Genomic DNA, 18,622 nt, shown 5'->3' on the forward strand with positions numbered 1-18,622 from the left:
GACGACGGCGCCGCGAGAGTAGGACTCTCGCGGCGCCGTCGTCATGTAGGCCGCTGGGCAACACAGCGGGCTCAGCCTGCCAGGGGCCCGTCCAAGTCCGGGTCGTACTGGGGCACGAACTCCTCGCCGCGCTCGGCGGCCTCGCGTGCCTGCCACTCGCGCTTGCGGCGCTTGTCCTCGAGGGCGCGCGCGAGGCCTTCCGCGTGCTCGCGGCGCACCTCCTCCTCGGGCTGGTTGCGCATGTGGGCGACGGCGCCGTAGACGTTGCCGTCGAAGACCTTGTTGCCGTGGTCCATCACGATCCCGCGTTCGCAGATGTCCATCACGAGGTTGAGGTCGTGGGAGACCACCACGAGGGTCTTGCCCCGGCGCACGAGGTCCTTGATCCGACCGATGCATTTCTTCTGGAACGGCTCGTCCCCCACGGAGAGGATCTCGTCCACCAGGAAGACCTCGGGGTCGGTGTGGATGGCCACGGAGAACGCGAGGCGCAAGTACATGCCGGAGCTGTAGAACTTGACCTCGGTGTCGATGAACTCGGCGATCTCGGAAAAGGCCACGATGTCGTCGAACTTGGCGTCGATCTCCGCCTTGTCCATCCCCAGGATGGCGCCGTTGAGGTAGACGTTGTCGCGGCCCGTGAGATCCGGGTGGAACCCCGCGCCCACCTCGATGAGCCCCGCCACGCGCTCCCGCGTGAGCACCTCCCCCGAGTCCGGGTTCATGACCCCGGAGATCATCTTCAGGGTCGTGGACTTGCCCGAACCGTTGAAGCCCAGCAGGGCCACGGTCTCACCGTCGTAGACATCGAACGAGACGTCGTTGAGTGCCGTGAACTTGGCCGTGAGGTCCCCCTTGCGGCCCTTCGCGAGCCACACGAAGGCCTCCTTCATGGAGCGGGTGTGGCGCAGCACGAACTCCTTGGTCATGTGCCTGACCCGGATGGCGACGTCCGCCTCGGTGCGCCCGGGGGTGTGCGGGGTGACTGAACTAGACATGATTCACAGCTCCTGCGCGAAGTTGCCCTCTTGGGACCGGAAGAGCCGGTCCGCGATCACGAAGAGGATCAGGCTGGTGACGATGGCCAACGGGGTCCAGCCCGTCATCAGGTGGGGCGGGACGTGCCAGATCTGCGGGTTATCCGTGGTGGGGAACCAGAACCCGTAGTGGAACAGTTCCACGGCCACCGTGAGGGGGTTGACCATGTAGACGTAATACACCCAGTCCCACAGCTTCTCCCGCACCATGGTCCACATGTAGAGCACGGGCGAGGCCCACGTGGAGACCATGACGATCAGGTCCACGATGTTCTCCGCGTCCCGGAAGAACACGTTGAACGTGGTGAACAACATGCCCAGGGCCAGGGAGAACAGGGCGATGATCAACGTCCCCACGACCACGGCCAGCAACTGTTTGAGGTCCGGGCGCCACCCGGTCACGAGACACGCGAGCAGCAGGATGGCCAATTGCGGGACGAAGTGGATGAACGCGACCAGCAGGTTGGACACCGGGAACAACTGCCGTGGCAGGTAGATCTTCTTGAGCAGACCGCCGTTGGCCACCACCGAACGCGATGCGTTGCCGAAGACCTCACCGAACAGGTTCATCACCACGATCCCGGAGAACAAGTAGACCGCGAAGTTCTCGATCCCCCGGTTCAGGTCCAGGAACACGCCCATGGCGATGTAGAACACCAGGAACTGCACGCCCGGCTTGAGGTAGGACCATAACAGACCCAGCACCGTGCCGCGGTACCTGATCTGGATCTCCTTGTCCACGATCAGCTTGAGCAGGAACCTGTTGGCGAACACGTCCCGCAAACCGCGGTCCTGCCCCGGAGGCCGCAACTGCGTCGCGGGGGCTTGCATTTCCATCTGCCGTCCTTTCCTCGCACGGGCCGTTGTGCGCCGTGACCGGATACACGCCGACGCCGCACGCGGAAGTCTGCGTGCGGCGTCGTGCAGGGGCCAAATTACTGCGCGGGGCTGTTCTCCGCAAAAGTCCGCGCCCACGCGTCCACCGATGTGATCTCCGGGAGGGCGGCGCGGTACTGCTCGCTCAGCGCGTCCCAACGGGAGAGCAACTCGGCGTGGAGCTTGACGCTCTCCATCATGAGCTCACGGACCTGAGCGGGATCCCGGCGGTACCAGGACGCCCCGGTGCCGTCCGCGTTGGAGACGATCGCCGAGTCCAGGGACGCCAGGTAGGACCAGTGGCTGTCCATGTGCGCCACGCTGGCCTCCGGGTACTCCTTGGCCATGTCCCGCACGGGGCGCAGCGTCTGCTTGAGCACGGTGCGCACCGCCCACGGGATCAGCTGCGCCTTGGTCGGGGACTTGGGAGCCCCCATGGTGCGCGGGGGCTTCTTGCGCCGGACCGGCGGCAGAGTGGCCGGGTCCTTGACCACGCGCGCGTCCGAGTACTCGTCCTTCATGGCGCGGATCTCGGGCATGCGGGTGGGCAGCATGGCGTGCAGCCCGTCCGGGCCGTCCAGGACGTCCTGGATCGCGAGCAACACGGACTTGGCCGGGTAGTACTGCATGGACACCACGTGCTTGGTATCCGTGGTCAGGGACTCGCGCAGCATCCGCCCGCCCTTGGCGAACGGCGAGTGCAGCAGAGCCGCGATCAGGCGGTTGCGCTCGTGGAAGTACGCCTGCCAGTCCACGGCGTCGTCCTTGTCCGCCCACGACACGTGCCACACGGCCGCACCCGGCAGGGAGATGGTCGGGTAGCCGGCGGCCTTGGCTCGCAGCGAGTACTCGGAGTCGTCCCACTTGATGAACACCGGCAGGGACAGCCCGATGTCCTCGAGGACCACGCGCGGGATCAAACACATCCACCAGCCGTTGTAGTCGGCGTCCCAGCGCCGGTGCAGCTGGGGACGCGAACGCAGACCGCGCTCGGCGAAGTCCACGCCACCCAGGCCGTCGATGGGACCCCACAAGAACCGATAGGGGTTCACGACCTCCGCGTACGCGTTGAGCAGGGGCTTGTTGTACATGTCGAACATGTGCCCGCCCACGATGGACGGGGTGTGGCACATGTCCGCGAACGCGGTGGCCCGCAGCACGCCCTCGGACTCGAGCAGGATGTCGTCGTCCAGGATCAGGACGTAGTCGGACTTCTCCACGCCGTTCGGGGTGTCCCGGCCGCGCACGACCTCGTACATGTTCCGGGCGAAACCACCGGAACCTCCCATGTTCCCCTGCCGGATCATCCGCAGCTTCCCGCGCATGGCCTTCTCGGCCTGCGAGAAATCGGGTTCGTCCTGGACCAGCTTGTTACCCTGGTCCACGATGATCAGCTCGTCGAGGACCTCGTCCAGGCCGTCCGCCTCGGCAATGGTCTTGATCGTGTTGACGCAGTAGTCCGGGCGGTTGAACGTCGTCACACCCAGGGTCACGCGACCCACCGGGCGGCCATGGGACGGCACGAGCCAGGACGCCGCGTCCAGGACCATGCCCTCCTCGTCCGCGATCAGGTCGAACCAGTACCAGCCGCCGTCACCGAACGGGGCCAGCGTGAGCTCGAACTCGCACGTGGCGCTCCCGCTGACCCGGCGGTCCTCGACGCGCTGCGCGACCCCGCGAGCATTCGTGCGGTACACGATGAGCGATCCGGCACCCGTAGTGCGCACACGCAGCACCACGGACTCGGCCACGGTCCAGCGGCGCCAGTAGGACGCCGGGAACGCGTTGAAGTAGGAGCCGAACGAGACGCGTCGCCCGGCCCGGATCCGCACCGAACGGCGCGAGAGGATGTCGTCCGGGTGCTGGTTGGCGGTGTCGGCGCCGGCCGAGGACGGGCCGTCCCGGTTGATGGGACCGTCGATGTACAGCGGCAGGGCGTCCAAGTCCTTGTTCGCGGGGAACACGACCCGGGCCACCTCCCGCAGGTCCTCCGCCGTGCTGGGCTCCGTGTTGATCTTGGCCAGGTACTCCTGGTCATCCGTGGTCTGCGGTTCGGGCTGGCTGGCCTGTTCCACGCGTTCGCTGCTCACTCGTCCATTCCTCCGCTGCTCAGGGGCGCACCGGAGGTGAAATGCGGTGCGATCTTGTTGTCCACCATGGACAATGCCGAGCCGATGGCCATGTGCATGTCCAGGTACTTGTACGTGCCTAAGCGGCCGCCGAACAATACCGACGACTCCCCCTTGGCCAGATCCCGGTACGCGAGCAGCTTCTCGCGGTCCGCCTGCGTGTTCACGGGGTAGTAGGGCTCGTCGCCCTTCTCGGCGAAACGCGAAAACTCCCGCATGATCACGGTCGCGTCCTTGGTGTAATCACGCTCCGGGTGGAAGTGGCGGAACTCGTGAATGCGCGTGAACGGGACGTCCTCGTCCGGGTAGTTCATCACCGAGGTGCCCTGGAAGTCCTCGATGTCCAGGACCTCTTCCTCCAGATCGATCGTGCGCCACGAGAGGTCGCCCTGGGCGTAGTCGAAGTACCGGTCCACCGGGCCCGTGTAGACCACGGGGACCTGGCCCACCACGTTCGACTTGGAGAACTCCTGGGAGTCGTCGAAGAAGTCGGTGTCCAGGCGCACGTCGATGTTCGGATGGTCCGCCATGCGCTCAAGCCACGCGGTGTACCCGTCCACGGGCAGGCCCTCGTGGGTGTCGTTGAAGTAGCGGTTGTCGTACGTGTAGCGCACGGGCAGCCGGGAGATGATGGACGCGGGCAGGTCCTTCGGATCGGTCTGCCACTGCTTGCCGGTGTAGTGCTTGATGAACGCCTCGTACAGCGGGCGTCCGATCAGCTGGATGCCCTTGTCGTTGAGGTTCTGCGGATCCGTGCCCGCCAGTTCACCGGCCTGCTCGCGGATCAGATCGCGTGCCTCCCCCGGGGAGTACGCCGCGCGGAAGAACTGGTTGATCGTGCCCAGGTTGATGGGCATGGGGAACACCTCCCCCTTGTGCCGGGTGTACACCCGGTGCACGTAGTTCGTGAACGCGGTGAAGCGGTTCACGTACTCCCACACGCGCTCGTTCGAGGTGTGGAACAGGTGGGCCCCGTAGCGGTGCACCTCGATCCCGGTCCGCTCCTCGTTCTCGCTGTAGGCGTTGCCGCCCAGGTGGGAACGCCGGTCGATCATGGTGACCTTCAGACCCATTTCTCGCGCCGCTCGTTCCGCCACGGTCAAACCGAACAGACCCGAGCCCACGACCACCAGATCAGTGTTCATGTGTTTCTCCTAGCATCTTCCGCGATTCATGCACGGACATCGTCTGGCCTAAAAATACCGGACACCACCCCGTGCGCCCTGTGTGACCCGCACAGCGCCGCGCCTCGTGAGCGTCGTCACACGGCGGCGTCGTGCGCAGGGTGCGACGCCGCTCGGCCGCTACGGCGACGGCGCCGCAGCTCGGAGGACGGCGGGGTTCACGCACCGCCGCACCGGGATGACAGCGAGGCGCGCTCCGCGTTCAGCGGGCGCCCGGGGTGAAGCCGCTGAGCACCCACGCGGCGGCGGCTCGCCCCGACGCCGCGAGCGACGCGTTCTCGCGGGCCCACGTCCGACGGCGCTCACGTGCGCCCTCGCGCTCACCCGAGCGGGCGTCGTCGAGCGCGCGTTCCATGGCGTCCGCGACCGCCTCGGGGGTGAACTCCACGGGCGTTCCCAACCGGTTCTCGGACACGAGGCGGGCACCCGCGCCCACCCCGGCGTAGATGGACGGTGTGCCGCACGCGGCGGCCGCGTAGAGCTTGGTGGGCTTGGAGAAGTCGTACCCGGTGTGCGGGATGACGGAGGCGAGGGCGGCCACGGCACCCCGCAGGAACGCCGCGGTGCGCGCCGGGGGCTGCACGCCGTGGAACACGACGTTGTCCGGGGCCAGCCGCGCGGCGACCTCCTGGACGCGGGTGAGGTCCGACCCGCGCCCCAGGACGTGCAGGGTCACCCCGGGGTGGCGCGGCAGGATCCGGGCGAGCGCCTCGATGAAGATGTCCATACCCTGCCATTCGGACACGGACCCCGCGTACACGAAATACGGTCCGTCCCACGGTTCGGCGGGGCCGTCCGCGGTGAAGGTGTCGGTGTCGATCCCGTTCTCGGCGAGGAACATCTTGTCCCGCCCGACCCCGGTCACGCGGCGCAGTTCCTCGCCCATCGATTCGGACACCGTGATCACACCGCCGGCGCGCCGGGCGGACACGGTCTCCGCGACGCGCATCAGCTGCGTCACCACCGAGGGGACGTCCATGTTCAGGGTCGCGGAGGTCCACACGTCCGGGTTGTACCAGATGTACGGACGACGCCGCAGTGCACTCGACAGCCACACCGCGAGTCCCGTGGTGGGGGGTGGTTCGCTCACCACGATGTCCGCGTCCATGGTGAGGAGGCGGGCGAAGGCCTGGACGTCGAAACTCAGGTACTGGGCCACGCCGCGGACGTAATCCTCGCTGTCCCGCAGAACGGGGACCCGCACGATGCGGTACGGCTCGTCCACGGTGGCCGCAGCCATGGCGCGGGGCGGGTTCGTGGTCAGGACCGTGACGTCGGCCCCCTCGGCGGCGAAGCCCCTGGCCAGGGCGGCCAGACGGAAGGACGCGGCCGCCGGTTCGGGGAGGAAGATTCGGCTGACGATGACAACCTTGCGGGGTCTCATGGCCTTTACTGTCTCATGATTCACGCCCCAATCCGGACCGCGTCCACGGCGCGTGCATGGGCGTTCGGTGGGAAGATCGGCCCGCGGTGAGCCCACTGCACGAGCGAGCCCTTGTACGCCCCCGCGCCGCGCGGATCCACACGGCGGGACGTGTCCTCGCCGCGGGCGGTCACCGGCGGGTGAAGTGCTGTCATGCAGTTGAGTCTCCGGATCACGTGGGCCGGTTCCGGCGTGGTCCACACCGCGCACCTCACCGCCGCATCGGGTGCGCGCGGGGCGGACCTGCGCGCCGAACTCGCCCGACTCCTGGGGACGCCGTGCACCGCCGTGGTATCGGGCGTCGATCTCGCGGCCGCGCGCGTGGGCACCCCGCCCCTGACGGATGGTGCCACGGTGGTCCTGACCCCGGAGGCACGGACCCTCGACGACGCGGACGTGCCGGCCGGGCCCGCTCAGGCCTCGACGCCGGGTCCCCCGTCCCCGGTCGAGCCGCTCGCGGATCCACAGGAGACCGCGTATCTCGTGGCCGTGGAGGGCGTCGGGGTGGGAACGCGCCTCCCGCTGGCCCGCGGAACGCATCAGCTCGACCTCACGCCCCACGAGCCACAATTGCTCCCCGCGTCGCAGCTACGAAAAGATCCCGCCCACCCGACCCTGATCATGGATGACGTGGGCCTGCGGGTGCTCCCGGGAGGCGCAGCACTGCGGCACGGCGACCGGGTCCGTGTGCGGGCGGACGGTCGCGCGTGCACCCTGCGGGTCTCGTTCCCCCCGGCGCACACCGAGGACCTGGCCTGGCCGGATCCGGCGGTGCCCCCGGCAGGATTCACCGCCCAGGAGACGGATCCGGCCCACCCCTTGCGTGTGGACTCCCCCGCGGTCGGGAAGTCCCGGATCGCCCTGATCACGGGTCTGCTCCCCCTCCTGGCCGGGATCGGTATCGCGGTGGTCACCCACTGGTGGTTCTTCCTGGTCTTCAGTGCCCTTGGTGCGGTCACGTCCGCGGTGGGTTGGTTCGGCGAGCGCGGCGCGCGGCGCGATCATCGACGTCGCCTGGCCGCGGCACTCCAACGGGACCTGCGCCGCTGTGAGAAGGCGGCGCCGTCGGCCGCGGAGATCGTGGCGCGCGGCCGGGCGGTGCGCAGCTCGTCCCGGAGTGACGGCGGCGGACCCCGCCCGGCCACCGCACTGTCCCATGACGCGACAACGCCCGGACGGATCGGCGCCCCTGCTGAGCGGACACGTCGGTGGGTCCGGCTGGGTCACGCGGCACGGTCCGCGCACATCGTCGGTGACCGTGCGACGGCGCCTCGCGCGGCATTCCACTCCCACGCTCCCGTGTTACTGGATCTGGCGGGGATCGGCAGCCTGACCCTGGTTCTCGACCGGGAACGCGCGGAGGGTGTTCTCCATGCCCTGGCCGTGCAGTTGTTCACGGGGCACGCGGCGCTCGCCGCATTGCGCGTGTCCCCGGGCATCACGTGGCGCCCGCCCGTGGCCCACGATCTGCTCGCAGCACCCCGCGAGAATCCCACGGCCTCTTCACCGGACCGGGACGTCGCGCTGGAGGTCGTGACACCGGCGTGGGCCGCCACCGCGCCGGCCACGCCCGGGACGCTTCGCATCATCGTGACGGCAGACCCGGAGGGTGCCCCCGGGGACACCGTCGTCACCGCGGGGCCGGACGGCCTGCGGCTCAGCAGCCGAGTGATCCATGCCGTTCCGGGGCTTGCGGACACCGGGCGCGGGACGCACCTCGCGTTCACGCCGGACACCGTGACCTTCGACACCGCAGAGGCGGCGATCCGCGCGTGGCGACGAGCCGCGGGAGGCGCTCACGGTGGCCCACTGCCTCGCCGCGTGGGCTCGCACGAGCTGGTGGCCGCGCACCTCGGTCCGACCTCCACCTCGCTCGTCGGCACGTGCCGTGGCGGGTCCGCCGCTCGTCCCCAGCCCACGACGTCGAACGCAGCGCTGGCCGCGGTGTTCGGCGTGTCATCCGCGGGGCCGGAGGTCGTCCGGCTCGACGACGAGAACCCGCACCTGCTCGTCGCGGGCACCACGGGATGCGGGAAGTCGGAAGTGCTGCGCACCCTCGTTACGGGGCTCGCACACGCATTCCCACCCGAGCGCCTGGAATTCGTGTTCATCGACTTCAAGGGCGGGGCGGCCCTGGCCCCACTGACGGGGCTACCGCACGTCACGACCCTGCTCACGGACCTGGGACCCGACGAGGTCGGCCGCGCCCTGGCCTTCCTACGCTCCGAGGTGCAGCGCCGCGAGCGGGTCCTGTGCTCCCTCGGGCTCAATGATATGGCGCAGCTGCTGTGCGCCGCGAGCGGTGCCCTTCCCCTACGGGAGCTCGTGGTCGTGGTGGACGAGGCCAGGATGCTCACGGATGCCTTCCCGGATGCGGGGCAACAGCTCGCGGTGATTGCCGCGGTGGGCCGTTCCCTCGGTGTGCACCTCGTGCTCGCGACCCAGCGTCCCCAGGGTGCATTGAGCGCGGACGTGCGCGCCAACATCACCCAGGCACTGTGTCTGCGGGTGCGCAGTGATCAGGAATCGATGGACGTACTCGGAACCGCCGCGGCGGCCCGCATCACCCCCGGCATCCCGGGCCGCGGGTTCCTGGACCGCGGGGACGGCCTGCCCGTGGAGGTGCAGGCGGCGGTCCTGACCCGCATGATCCCACCGCGGCCCGAGCCCCTGGTGCTTCGTTTCGATCCCGGACCCCTTCCGAGCCCGCCCGCCGCGGGAACCGGGCACCTCCGCCTCACCGCGTCCTCGGAGCGGGAAGCCGGGGTCACCGCCGCGGTGCGCGACGTCTCCCGCGCCTGGCACGGGTATCCGCCGCCCACCTCCACTGATATGGCATCGTCTCGCGTTCCCGCCGACGCCGCTGTCCCACCGCCCCTACCCCGCCACGTGCCCGCGGTGCGCACCGACGGTGACGAGGTGGATCTGGGTGCCGCGGAGAATCCGGCGGCCCACTGGTGCGGGCGGGTCTCGTGGCACCCGTGGCAGGACGGGCCGCTGTTGCTGATCGGACGCCCCGAGGCCACGCGCAAGGGACTGCGCGATGTGCTGCGGCGCTGCGCCCACATCCGGATCCCGACCGCCACGGACGAGGCACACACGGGGGTGGCGGTGTACGTCCTCACCGCCTCGGGCCAGCCCGTGGAGGGGCTCACCACGGCGGGCGGTCGGCCCCTGCACCCCGCTGTCCGCGGCTGTGCCCGTGCGGACCAGCCCGGGGACGTGGCCCACCTGGTGCGACAACTCCATGAGGGGCTCGAACACGCGTCCACCGTTCCCAGGGATCCCCCGTCACGCGCCGTCCTCGCCGTGGACGACTGGGATCGCTGTTGCCAGGTCCTGCGTGCGAGCACGTGGGCGCATCTGGAGGACGAGCTGGTGTCTCTCATGGCCACGGGTGCGTCCGGCGGGCTGTCCTGCGTGGTCGCGGGGGATCGCGCGCTGGTTGCGGGACGCGCTTCCCACCTCGGCTCCAACCGCTTGTACTTCCCACAAGGACAGAGCAACGATGCCCTCGTGCAGTGGCCCCGCCTGCCCCCGTTCACGCCGCATCCCGAGCGAGCCGCCCTCGCGGGCCCGATGGCCGCCCGCTGCACGCCGTGGGGCGTGGAGGATTCTTCGGGGCACCTCGCGGTCGTCCAGCTCGCCAGGTGGCTCGGACCCGACGCACCCGCGGTCGCCCACAGTGCCCCGCCCGGACCCACCGTGCCCACGGGCCTCCGGGATGCCCGGCTCGTTCCGCCACGGCCCGATGAACCTGCGGGTGCACTCGCCGCCGCGTCCCAGGATTCCCCGGACGCACGGCGCACCGACGGCCCGACGCACCAGCCGGCGAACCCGTGGCCCACGTCCTTCCCCTTGCCCACCGTGTGGCATGTCCCCGATCGGTCCGTGGCCGGCTTGGTGCTGGGTGTCACGCGGGACGGGCAATGCGCCGTTCACCCGTGGGGTCCCGGTTCGACCCTGATCGTCGCCGGCCCGGCGCGGTCGGGGCGATCCACGTTCCTTGACGCCGCCCGTTCCGGGTTGGCTGCACGCGCATCCCGAGGCGGCGGGCCTGGACATCTCGTATTCGCCGGCTCCCCCAGCACCGCAGCCGAGGCCGAGGAGCTCCTGCACGCCGCCAGGTCAGCTGATCGGCCGGCCACGATCGTGATCGACGACGCCGACCACCTCACCTCCGATGTCCTCCGGGCACTGGCCACCGCGTGGTCCGCGCATGCAGCCCCGGTCGAGTCCCACCAGGCTGCGGACAGCTCAGCCACCGCCTCGGCCCAGCCCGGGGCACGAATGATCGTGGGCGTGCGCCTCACGGATGCGCTCGCGGGGACCTTTCCCCCGCTACTCGCGTGGCGACAGCACGCGGACACGCTCCTGGTGCGTCCACGGCGGGTGTTCGACGGTGACGTGTTCGGCGCGTCCCTCACGGGCCTTGCGCTGGGCGGGCCGCCCGGCCGCGCGGTCTGGGTGCACCGCGGCCTCGCGGAACCGGTGCAGCTGCCCGCGCCCGCGCAGGCGGTCACAGGGTGAGAGGTACGACGACGCTCAGCCCCGTTCGGCGGGCCACGCCCCGCAACCGTCCGGTCACCCGGGGCCGTTGCGGTGGACGCCATCACTGCCGGCTCGCGCGAGCATCGGTGCCTGAGGTCCCGGCGTGCTCCGCGGGAGGTCCCGCGAGGTCAGCGGGCGACGTCGTCGTGGGTGCGATGCATCCAGGCGACGGTGCGCGGTGCGAACAAGCACAGGACGGTGACCACCGCGATCGCCGCGACCACGATCCCCCATAAGCCCACGGTGAGCTGCAGGAAGGACAGTCCGACGATCAACAAGAACGCCTGAGACACCAGGACCGCGGCGCGCGGCCAGCGTAACCCTCGCCAGGTCCCGCGGGCCGCCGCGCCGAGCCACAACGCACCCGCGGCGAGCACCACGGTCGCGAAGATGATCCCCGCGATGGGCAGGACATGCACGGAGAACAGGGAGACGACCAGGCCCACGGCAACCGCGAGCAATGCCGCACCCTCCAACGCCACCAGCACGGTGATCACGGATGCAGTCCAGGGCCGGGAGCTCGCGGCTCCGGGGGCGGTACGACGATCCGGGGCGGCCATGCGGAAAACCTTTCGGCGGGAACGGGAGCACTCCCACTGTAGTGACCGCATCGGCCCGCGGCCGGTGACGGATGCCGGGAACCTGTCCCGTCCGCTGATGCCGGAGGCCGATGCCACCAGTCGGTGCCGACGGCTCATTCGGGAGACCGGTCCTAACACTCGGTCCCGGCCACCGATGCCGGCCGTCGGCCGCGCGGGCAGCGGCCCGAGCAACCGGTCCCACGGGTCCGTCTCATCGGTGGGTCCCAGCCGCCGGTACAGGGGCCGGCCTCGCGCACGGACATCCGGCGGCAATCGTTGCGAGGGGCGCCTTGGGATGTGATATAGCGCTCACACCCTTGTTTACTGTGTGTTTACGTGGGAAAATTGTGGGCAGAATCCCCAAGGCCCGACATTCACGGGCCTTTTCTGTGTGTCATTCCCCCCGGAAATCCGCGACGCGGCTCGCTGCCGCATTGCGTGGGATGCGCACGGGCCCGCACCCACGAACCCGAAAGGAGCCGTGCCGTCATGGATTGGCGTAGTCGCGCAGCTTGCCTCGAAAAGGATCCCGAACTGTTCTTCCCGGTGGGCAACACCGGCCCCGCCCTGTTGCAGATCGAGGAAGCCAAGGCCGTGTGCCGCACGTGCGAGGTCATGGACACGTGCCTGCAGTGGGCCCTCGAATCCGGCCAGGACGCCGGTGTGTGGGGCGGTATGAGCGAGGACGAACGGCGTGCGTTGAAGCGCCGCGCCGCCCGCGCCCGCCGCGCCTCCTGAGTCCGTTCCCCACGGCGGCCCGTGACCTGCTCCCACGAGCGGGTCACGGGCCGCCGTCGTCCGCGGCCGGCTGGGCGTGTCAGGAGCGCCCGGACGTCGCTCGCGGGAACCGGGCGGTGATGATCACGCTCGTCCCACCCCCGTCAGCGGGTTGCCACCGGATGCCGCCCTGCAGCTCACCGGCCACGAGCGTGCGCACGATCTGCATCCCGAGTCCCTCGCCCTCCGCGGGTGGGCGGTAGGCGTCCACACCGGATTCCTCGATCACGGCGTCCCCCATGCCGCGCCCGTCGTCGTTGATCGCGATCTCGACGACGCGGTACCTCTCCCCCGCGTCCGTGACCTCGTCCTGCCGGTGCGTCACCGCGAGCTCCACGGTGCCGTCCCGGTCCTTGAGCCCATGCTCCACGGCGTTGGCCACGATCTCGTTGACCACGAGGGCCACGGACGTCGCGCTCTTGGACGGCAACCGCCCGAACCGGCCGCTGACCCGGGTGCGCACGTGCTGGCCCGCGGAGGCGGTCTCCACCGCGAGTTTGACCTGGTGGCGGATGAGGTCGTCGAAGTCCACGTCCTCCGAGATCTCGTGGGACAGGGACTCGTGCACGCGCGCGATCGCACTCACGCGCCGCATGGCCTGCTGCAGGCCGTTGCGTCCCTCGTCGGAATGCATGCGCCGGGACTGCAGGCGCAGGAGGGCGGAGACCGTCTGCAGGTTGTTCTTGACCCGGTGGTGGATCTCCCGGATCGTCGCGTCCTTGGACACGAGCTGCAGGTCGCGGCGCCGCAGTTCCGTGACGTCCCGGCACAGCAACAGCGCCCCGGTGCGTTCCGGGCCCTCCCGCAGCGGGATCGCACGCAGCGTGGCGGAGGCCTTGCCGGTGGCCAGTTCCGCGCGCCACGGCATGGTCCCCGCGAGCACGGGCGCCAGGGTCTCGTCCACGCCCGGGGCGGTCAGGGGCAACTGGCGTGCCACGTGCAACAGGTTCTGCCCCGTGATGTCCCCCGCCAGACCCAGCCGCCGGAACGTGGACAGACCGTTGGGGGAACAGAACTCGACGGTCCCCTCGGCGTTGAGCCGCATCATGCCGTCGCCCACGCGCGGGGCGCCCCGGCGGGAATCGGTGCGCACCGCGAAATCCGGCCACGTCCCCTGGTTCGCCATGCGCAGCAGGGCCGAAGCCAGCTCGTGGTACACGAGTTCCATGCGGGACGGCAAGCGGTCGTGCTGGGGGTCCGCGGTGAGACTGAGGACGGCGATCGTGCGGTTGTTGCGCACGAGCGGCACGAGGGTGACCGACCGCGACGCGAGGCTCGACCACTCGGACGGACCGGCCCGTTCGATCCGCCGGTCCACCCACGCCCTGCGCAGTGTGAACGCAGCCTCGCCACCCACGACCTCCCCCACCATGTCTTTCTGGTAAGCGGTGGGTCCCGTGGTGGGCCGGGCGTGCGCCAACACGAGGAACTCGCTGCCCTCACCCGGGATCGGATCCCCCGTGGGGCTCTCGGCGGCGGGGATCACGTCCGCGGGGAAGCACAACAGCAGGTCCCCGAAGCCCAGGTCCGCGACCATCTGCCAGTCCCCCACGAGCAGGTGCAGCCACTCGGCGTCCCCGGCGTCGAAGTCCGGGACAGATCGCAACGGATCCGTGAAGGCCATGGAACGCTCGCTTTCCGATGCTCAACCGCGGCGCAACCACGCGCCCATCCGACGCCCCAGCCTAGTCCCCGCCGGGCCCGCTCCCGCGCCCACGGGTTCTGCCGCGCCCTCGTGTGCATCGGGCTCACGCATCCGCCGCACGAGCTCCGCGAGCCCACTCATCTCGTGACGTAGCGTGCTGCGTGGCGCTGTCTCCGAGAGCACAGCACCGGCGAGCAGGGCGTCGTCGCACGCTTTGGCGTCCCACGAGAGGGTGTGGGCCACGGGGTGCCCGGGCGAGAAGCGCTCCCAGGCCTCCCGCACGGACTCGGCCGCGGAGCGACCGGTGGCGGCGGCGCGCAGTTTGTTCATGACGACGACGATCCGCGCGTCCGGTGCCGCGTCCAACAGGTCCGGCAGAGCCTTGACGAGCCGCGGTACGCCGAGGGTGTCCGCTGCGCCGAGTGCTATCACCACGTCCGCGGCCGCGACCGCGGTCAGCGTCCCGGCATTGCGCCGTGGGGCCATGAAGTCGGAACTGATCTCCTCGTCGGACTCGAGGCCGGAGGCGGTGTCCACGACCACGGCGTCGTAGTCCTTCCGGGCACGGTCGAGCACGAGGTCCAGGGCGGAACCCCGGATCTCGGGCCAGCGGTCGTAGCGGGTGATCCCGGTCAGGACGTCCAGCGAGGCGCCCGCGACGGACACCGTGCTCGCGCAGCGTCGCAATCCCTCCCGGTCCAGCCGCGCCTGGTCGGCGAGCCGGCACGCCTGCGCCAGCCCCGCGGCTTCGTCCAGCATCCCGAGGCTCGCCGCGACCGAGGCGGCGTAGGTGTCCGCGTCTACGAGCAGCACACGCCGCGCGAGCAGGGCAAGTTCGGCGGCGAGATTGAGCGAGGTGACCGTGCGACCGGGCGCTCCCATCGGTCCCCACACGGCGATCACCCGGCAGGCTTCGACATGGTCGAGGGCGTCTGAGTCATCGAGGTCGTGCGCCGTCGCGGGATCGCCGGATGACCCACCGGGTACGGCAGCCCCCGAGCCGAGTCCGGCGGCGTCGGGGCCGGGGCCGATGTGCCCTTCCCCATGGGTGCTGTCCGGGGAGGATGCGGAATTCGCGACTGCTCGGCCCGCGGCTCGCCCGACTGCTCCTTCGCGCGACGTCGGCCCGTCCGCGGGTGCATCAGTCGCCGCCGCGCTGTTCGATACCGCTGCCTTCGATGCCATTCCCTTGGACGACGTTCCTCTCGACGCCGCTTCACGCTCGGGTGCCGGGCGTTCGCCCGGCGCCCCAGCGCCGTCGTCCCGCACCGACGACGGCGAGCGTGCGGGACCGAGCATCGCGCGGGTGATGATCCGGGCCAGCTCCTCCCCGGTGGCGTCCGGGGGCACGCTGTCGACACCCAGACGCTGCACGCGGGACTCGTCGTGTCCCTCGACCACCAGGACCCGCAGGTCGTCGGTCTCGAGTTGATCGAGCAGGCTCGCGGTGAGCTCCTCGGCACCCTCCGCGACGAGCGCCACGTGGGCCATGCGGGTGTGGGCGCATGCGAGCAGCTCGGCGAGGTCCAGACAGCGCCGCACCACCGTGACGTCCCCGTGCAAGCGTTCGAGCCGGTCCACGAGCGGCCACGTGCTCGTCCCGAGCGTCACCACCGAGATACTCACGAGCCGGAACCCGCCGTGTTGAGCACCAGGGTCACCTTGGCGTCGTTGCCGAGCGCATCCACGAGCGGACCCACTTGGGCCTGCGTGACGAGCACGTAGACCGTGGCCGAGGCGTTACCGCCAAGCGCCGTGTCCTTGGTGTCCACGCGCGCGATCTCCGCGCCCGTGACGAGTTTCTCGGGCGCCCCGTACCCGCGCCCCGTGGGTTTGGGCTCGGCCACCCACACGTCCACGTGGGACCCCGCCTCCGCCTGGGCCGGCATGGGGGTGGTCAGGGCGATCCCCACGGGTGTGCGGTCGAGCTCGTCCGCGGTGCCCACCGCCGCAGCCGGCACGAGTTGCCCGCGCGCCACGCGCTGGGTCACCACCGCGTTCTCCCGCAGTTGCCCGTCCGCGACGTACTGCGCGGAGGAATCCTGCAGGTGTGCGTCCACCGTGCCCAGGTCCTCCCGCGAGATCCGTTGCCCCACGGAGAGGTCGTTGGCCGCGACGTAGTACGGCTGGGTACGGTTGGCCGTGGCGACCAGCAGGATCACCCCCAGCACGGAGAGAAGGACCAACAGCAGCCCCACGAGCAGCCGCGGATCCCGCCAGGACGGTTTGCGGAATCGTGCGGCCGTGGACCGTCCCGAGCGCTCGAGCGCCGCGGTGCTCCCCATGCTGACATCCTTTCGTGATGCGCCGGCCCCCGCCGGCTGCACCCGAGTGTGCCGCGTCGCACACCGCGCTGGGAAGTGTGACGAACGACCTGTGGACGGAGGTGGCCACGTGTTCATTCCGCCCAGGACCTGTTGATAACCCGCCGCCTACCCCCTCACGTGGGACAATGACGAGCGAACCCCGATGAAACAGCATGCAACGGCACCTAAGAAAGTGATGGACCGGAATGTCCCAGCAGCGATTCCTCACACTCGCGGACGTCGCCGAGATCCTCTCGATCTCCGTCCCGCAAGCGCGTGCCATGGTGCGTTCGGGGGAGCTCCCCGCGATCCAGGTGGGCGGCCGGGGGCAGTGGCGCGTGGAGACGGTCAAGCTGGAGGAGTACATCCAACAGGGCTACGAGCGCACCGAGCAAGCGGTGCGTGAGGGCACCCTGCACTGACACACCCTTGGGACGCCGGGCGACTCACCCCGCATCGAGGGACGAGACCAGCGCCACGGCATGGAACCCCACCGTGCGCACCGCGGTGACCGAGCTACGTCGGCGGAACTGGTCCTGCGGGTGCACCGCGACGTCGAAGAAGTCCTGACCCACGGCGTCCACCGTGCCCTCGATCTCCCCGTGACGGGATTCGTCCTGCAGCACGACCCGCACGTGCACGCGCGCGGTGCTGAGGGCGCGCAGGACGTGGCCCATGCCGAGCCTGCGGATGGTCGAACGTTCCGGGAGCACCTCGAAGCGACGCGGTAGTCCCTCCCACCACACCACGCTGTGCAGTGGGACCAGGTGCTGGAGGTGCCGCTCGCGCACCACAACCCAGCCGGAGCCCACGTCCGCGAGCTCTCCCTCCAGGGTGTCACCGCGCGCTGGGCGCAGCCGCACGGGACCGCCGCGGTGTGCCGCGAGCCGCTCGAGCAGCGTGAGTCGTGACAGCTCCGCGCGCGCGGTCTCCACGGCCTCCTGCTCCACGAGCCGCACCCTGGCCTGCTCGAGTTGGGCCTCCATGTCCTCGAAGAGGTCGTCCCAGCGCATCCGCCACCGTCCTTGGGTCTCGGGGTCCTGAGGTCACGCTACGGCGTGCAGGGGCCGGCTCCGCGTCGGATGTCATGTCGACATGAATGCAATTGCAACGATGATTGACAGCCGACCGAGACCGCTGAATGATCTAGAAATGTCAAACGGCATCAAACAGCACTATTCGGAGGCAAAGATGTCTACGATCCATCGATCGGCACCTTCCACCGGCACCCGCTTGGCCGCCGCGTGGCTCGGCGTCCCCGTGCTGGCCGGGGCGCTGGGGGTTCTGGGCCTCGGATATGCGCAGACTCTGCGCGCCACAGGATCCGGTCAAGACCCCGACCTGTTGGTCGCGGTGGTCGCGGCGGGTGCGTGCCTCGCCGTGGCCGGGTGGTGGGTCGGTGGACTGGTGATGCTCGCCCTCGCCCGGGCGGCCCGGCGACTGCGCTGGCACGGCCTGGAGCGGTGGGCCATGCGCCTCACGCCCACCCTGGTCGCGCGCACCGCGGTCGCCCTCGTGGGCGTGCAGCTCGTGGTCGTGGCGCCCGCCCACGCCGACGACGCCGCCCTCGACCCCTTCTGGGCCCCGGCCACCGCCGGTACCGAGCAGCTCGCGGAGCCCTCCGCCCCCGCGCCGGAATCCGTTCAGGAAGCTGTTCCCGACACCGCGCCCGGAGCGCAGACGAGCGGCCCGGAAGCGACCCCCGAATCCACGACCGCTCCTGTACGGGCCCCGGAGGCCTCGACCCCGATGCTCGAGCCGGCCAACCCGCCCGCTGGGCAGCGCGTCTCCAATGGCGTCCTCACCGTGATGGCCGGGGACACCCTGTGGGGCCTCACCGAACAATTGCTGGGGCCGGGGGCCACGGACGCCACCGTGTGCCACAACCTCCCGGCGTGGCTCGAGCTGAACGCCGTGGCGCACCAGGGGGATCTGATCCGCCCCGGGGACCAGTTACGCGTTCCGCCCCACCTGCTCGATCCGGCGGGCGCACCGCACGAGGAGCGCTGCACCGGATAGGTCTACCCCAGGCAGGTCCGCCCTGGGATCCATTACTTCAAACACGGCCACTTCAGGACCCGCCCGCGACCCACGCGGGCCCCGGAACACCGTC

The 18,622-nt window shown here is 70.1% G+C and carries 15 protein-coding genes; 4 read left to right on the forward strand and 11 right to left on the reverse strand.

Going from position 1 to position 18,622, the window contains the following annotated elements; all coding sequences use genetic code 11:
• Positions 1 to 71 precede the first annotated feature (71 nt).
• From RF650_RS03860 to RF650_RS03885, 6 genes are all read right to left on the reverse strand, one after another.
• Positions 72 to 998, reverse strand: coding sequence for an ABC transporter ATP-binding protein (locus RF650_RS03860; protein ID WP_311254103.1), 927 nt, complete (start codon positions 996 to 998; stop codon positions 72 to 74).
• Positions 999 to 1,001: 3 nt separating this feature from the next.
• Positions 1,002 to 1,874 carry an ABC transporter permease gene (locus RF650_RS03865; RefSeq protein ID WP_085107590.1) on the reverse strand — a complete coding sequence of 291 codons (873 nt, stop codon included), beginning with the start codon at positions 1,872 to 1,874 and terminating at the stop codon, positions 1,002 to 1,004.
• A 98-nt stretch (positions 1,875 to 1,972) separates the two neighbouring features.
• A complete protein-coding gene (locus tag RF650_RS03870; RefSeq protein WP_311254102.1) occupies positions 1,973 to 4,003 on the reverse strand; it encodes a glycosyltransferase in 2,031 nt (676 codons plus the stop codon).
• Positions 4,000 to 5,187 carry a UDP-galactopyranose mutase gene (glf, locus tag RF650_RS03875; RefSeq protein WP_311254101.1) on the reverse strand — a complete coding sequence of 396 codons (1,188 nt, stop codon included), beginning with the start codon at positions 5,185 to 5,187 and terminating at the stop codon, positions 4,000 to 4,002. Before glf ends, RF650_RS03870 begins: the two co-directional genes overlap by 4 nt.
• A 241-nt stretch (positions 5,188 to 5,428) precedes the next feature.
• Complete coding sequence (locus RF650_RS03880) at positions 5,429 to 6,610, reverse strand: glycosyltransferase family 4 protein (protein WP_311254100.1); 1,182 nt, start codon at positions 6,608 to 6,610, stop codon at positions 5,429 to 5,431.
• A 20-nt stretch (positions 6,611 to 6,630) separates the two neighbouring features.
• A complete protein-coding gene (locus tag RF650_RS03885) occupies positions 6,631 to 6,804 on the reverse strand; it encodes a hypothetical protein (protein WP_311254099.1) in 174 nt (57 codons plus the stop codon).
• Between RF650_RS03885 and RF650_RS03890 the strand changes: the two genes are divergently transcribed.
• Positions 6,803 to 11,179 (forward strand): FtsK/SpoIIIE domain-containing protein, encoded by a 4,377-nt coding sequence (locus tag RF650_RS03890; RefSeq protein WP_368814117.1) that lies wholly within the window; start codon positions 6,803 to 6,805, stop codon positions 11,177 to 11,179. The two genes, RF650_RS03885 and RF650_RS03890, sit on opposite strands and share 2 nt — an antisense overlap.
• A 149-nt stretch (positions 11,180 to 11,328) precedes the next feature.
• Here RF650_RS03890 and RF650_RS03895 read toward each other — a convergent pair whose 3' ends face one another.
• A complete protein-coding gene (locus tag RF650_RS03895) occupies positions 11,329 to 11,760 on the reverse strand; it encodes a hypothetical protein (protein WP_311254097.1) in 432 nt (143 codons plus the stop codon).
• Positions 11,761 to 12,270: 510 nt separating this feature from the next.
• Here RF650_RS03895 and RF650_RS03900 point away from each other — a divergent pair.
• Positions 12,271 to 12,519: a WhiB family transcriptional regulator gene (locus tag RF650_RS03900; RefSeq protein ID WP_019309413.1), complete on the forward strand. Its 249-nt coding sequence runs from the start codon at positions 12,271 to 12,273 to the stop codon at positions 12,517 to 12,519.
• A 79-nt stretch (positions 12,520 to 12,598) separates the two neighbouring features.
• On the opposite strand, the gene RF650_RS03905 is transcribed toward RF650_RS03900, so the two are convergent.
• From RF650_RS03905 to RF650_RS03915, 3 genes are read right to left on the reverse strand one after another with little or no spacing between them, the layout of a single operon-like run.
• Positions 12,599 to 14,182, reverse strand: coding sequence for a sensor histidine kinase (locus RF650_RS03905; protein ID WP_131332636.1), 1,584 nt, complete (start codon positions 14,180 to 14,182; stop codon positions 12,599 to 12,601).
• A 21-nt stretch (positions 14,183 to 14,203) separates the two neighbouring features.
• On the reverse strand, positions 14,204 to 15,829 hold the full coding sequence (locus RF650_RS03910) for an AAA family ATPase (RefSeq protein WP_368814118.1): 1,626 nt from the start codon (positions 15,827 to 15,829) through the stop codon (positions 14,204 to 14,206).
• Entirely contained in the window at positions 15,826 to 16,488 is a 663-nt protein-coding gene (locus RF650_RS03915) for an SAF domain-containing protein (RefSeq protein WP_311254095.1), read from the reverse strand. The genes RF650_RS03910 and RF650_RS03915 overlap by 4 nt, the downstream gene beginning before the upstream one ends.
• Before the next feature lie 227 nt (positions 16,489 to 16,715).
• Between RF650_RS03915 and RF650_RS03920 the strand changes: the two genes are divergently transcribed.
• Positions 16,716 to 16,931 (forward strand): helix-turn-helix domain-containing protein, encoded by a 216-nt coding sequence (locus RF650_RS03920; RefSeq protein ID WP_085107605.1) that lies wholly within the window; start codon positions 16,716 to 16,718, stop codon positions 16,929 to 16,931.
• A gap of 24 nt (positions 16,932 to 16,955) precedes the next feature.
• Here the strand turns inward: RF650_RS03920 and RF650_RS03925 are convergent, their stop codons facing one another.
• Positions 16,956 to 17,522: a hypothetical protein gene (locus tag RF650_RS03925; protein WP_085107607.1), complete on the reverse strand. Its 567-nt coding sequence runs from the start codon at positions 17,520 to 17,522 to the stop codon at positions 16,956 to 16,958.
• A gap of 178 nt (positions 17,523 to 17,700) precedes the next feature.
• On the opposite strand from RF650_RS03925, the gene RF650_RS03930 reads away from it, so the two are divergent.
• The gene (locus RF650_RS03930) at positions 17,701 to 18,528 is read left to right on the forward strand and encodes a hypothetical protein (protein WP_311254094.1); all 828 of its coding nucleotides are present in this window, start codon (positions 17,701 to 17,703) and stop codon (positions 18,526 to 18,528) included.
• Positions 18,529 to 18,622 lie beyond the last annotated feature (94 nt).

Source organism: Kocuria sp. CPCC 205297, assembly GCF_040981035.1.
Classification (GTDB): Bacteria; Actinomycetota; Actinomycetes; order Actinomycetales; family Micrococcaceae; genus Kocuria; species Kocuria marina.

Bases quoted from the DNA above. Each gene is read 5' to 3' on its own strand.
- RF650_RS03885 (WP_311254099.1), bottom strand. From the start codon at position 6,804: ATGACAGCACTTCACCCGCCGGTGACCGCCCGCGGCGAGGACACGTCC.
- RF650_RS03925 (WP_085107607.1), bottom strand. From the start codon at position 17,522: ATGCGCTGGGACGACCTCTTCGAGGACATGGAGGCCCAACTCGAGCAG.
- RF650_RS03895 (WP_311254097.1), bottom strand. From the start codon at position 11,760: ATGGCCGCCCCGGATCGTCGTACCGCCCCCGGAGCCGCGAGCTCCCGG.
- glf (WP_311254101.1), bottom strand. From the start codon at position 5,187: ATGAACACTGATCTGGTGGTCGTGGGCTCGGGTCTGTTCGGTTTGACC.
- RF650_RS03865 (WP_085107590.1), bottom strand. From the start codon at position 1,874: ATGGAAATGCAAGCCCCCGCGACGCAGTTGCGGCCTCCGGGGCAGGAC.
- RF650_RS03860 (WP_311254103.1), bottom strand. From the start codon at position 998: ATGTCTAGTTCAGTCACCCCGCACACCCCCGGGCGCACCGAGGCGGAC.
- RF650_RS03890 (WP_368814117.1), top strand. From the start codon at position 6,803: ATGCAGTTGAGTCTCCGGATCACGTGGGCCGGTTCCGGCGTGGTCCAC.
- RF650_RS03880 (WP_311254100.1), bottom strand. From the start codon at position 6,610: ATGAGACCCCGCAAGGTTGTCATCGTCAGCCGAATCTTCCTCCCCGAA.
- RF650_RS03905 (WP_131332636.1), bottom strand. From the start codon at position 14,182: ATGGCCTTCACGGATCCGTTGCGATCTGTCCCGGACTTCGACGCCGGG.
- RF650_RS03920 (WP_085107605.1), top strand. From the start codon at position 16,716: ATGTCCCAGCAGCGATTCCTCACACTCGCGGACGTCGCCGAGATCCTC.
- RF650_RS03930 (WP_311254094.1), top strand. From the start codon at position 17,701: ATGTCTACGATCCATCGATCGGCACCTTCCACCGGCACCCGCTTGGCC.
- RF650_RS03915 (WP_311254095.1), bottom strand. From the start codon at position 16,488: ATGGGGAGCACCGCGGCGCTCGAGCGCTCGGGACGGTCCACGGCCGCA.
- RF650_RS03900 (WP_019309413.1), top strand. From the start codon at position 12,271: ATGGATTGGCGTAGTCGCGCAGCTTGCCTCGAAAAGGATCCCGAACTG.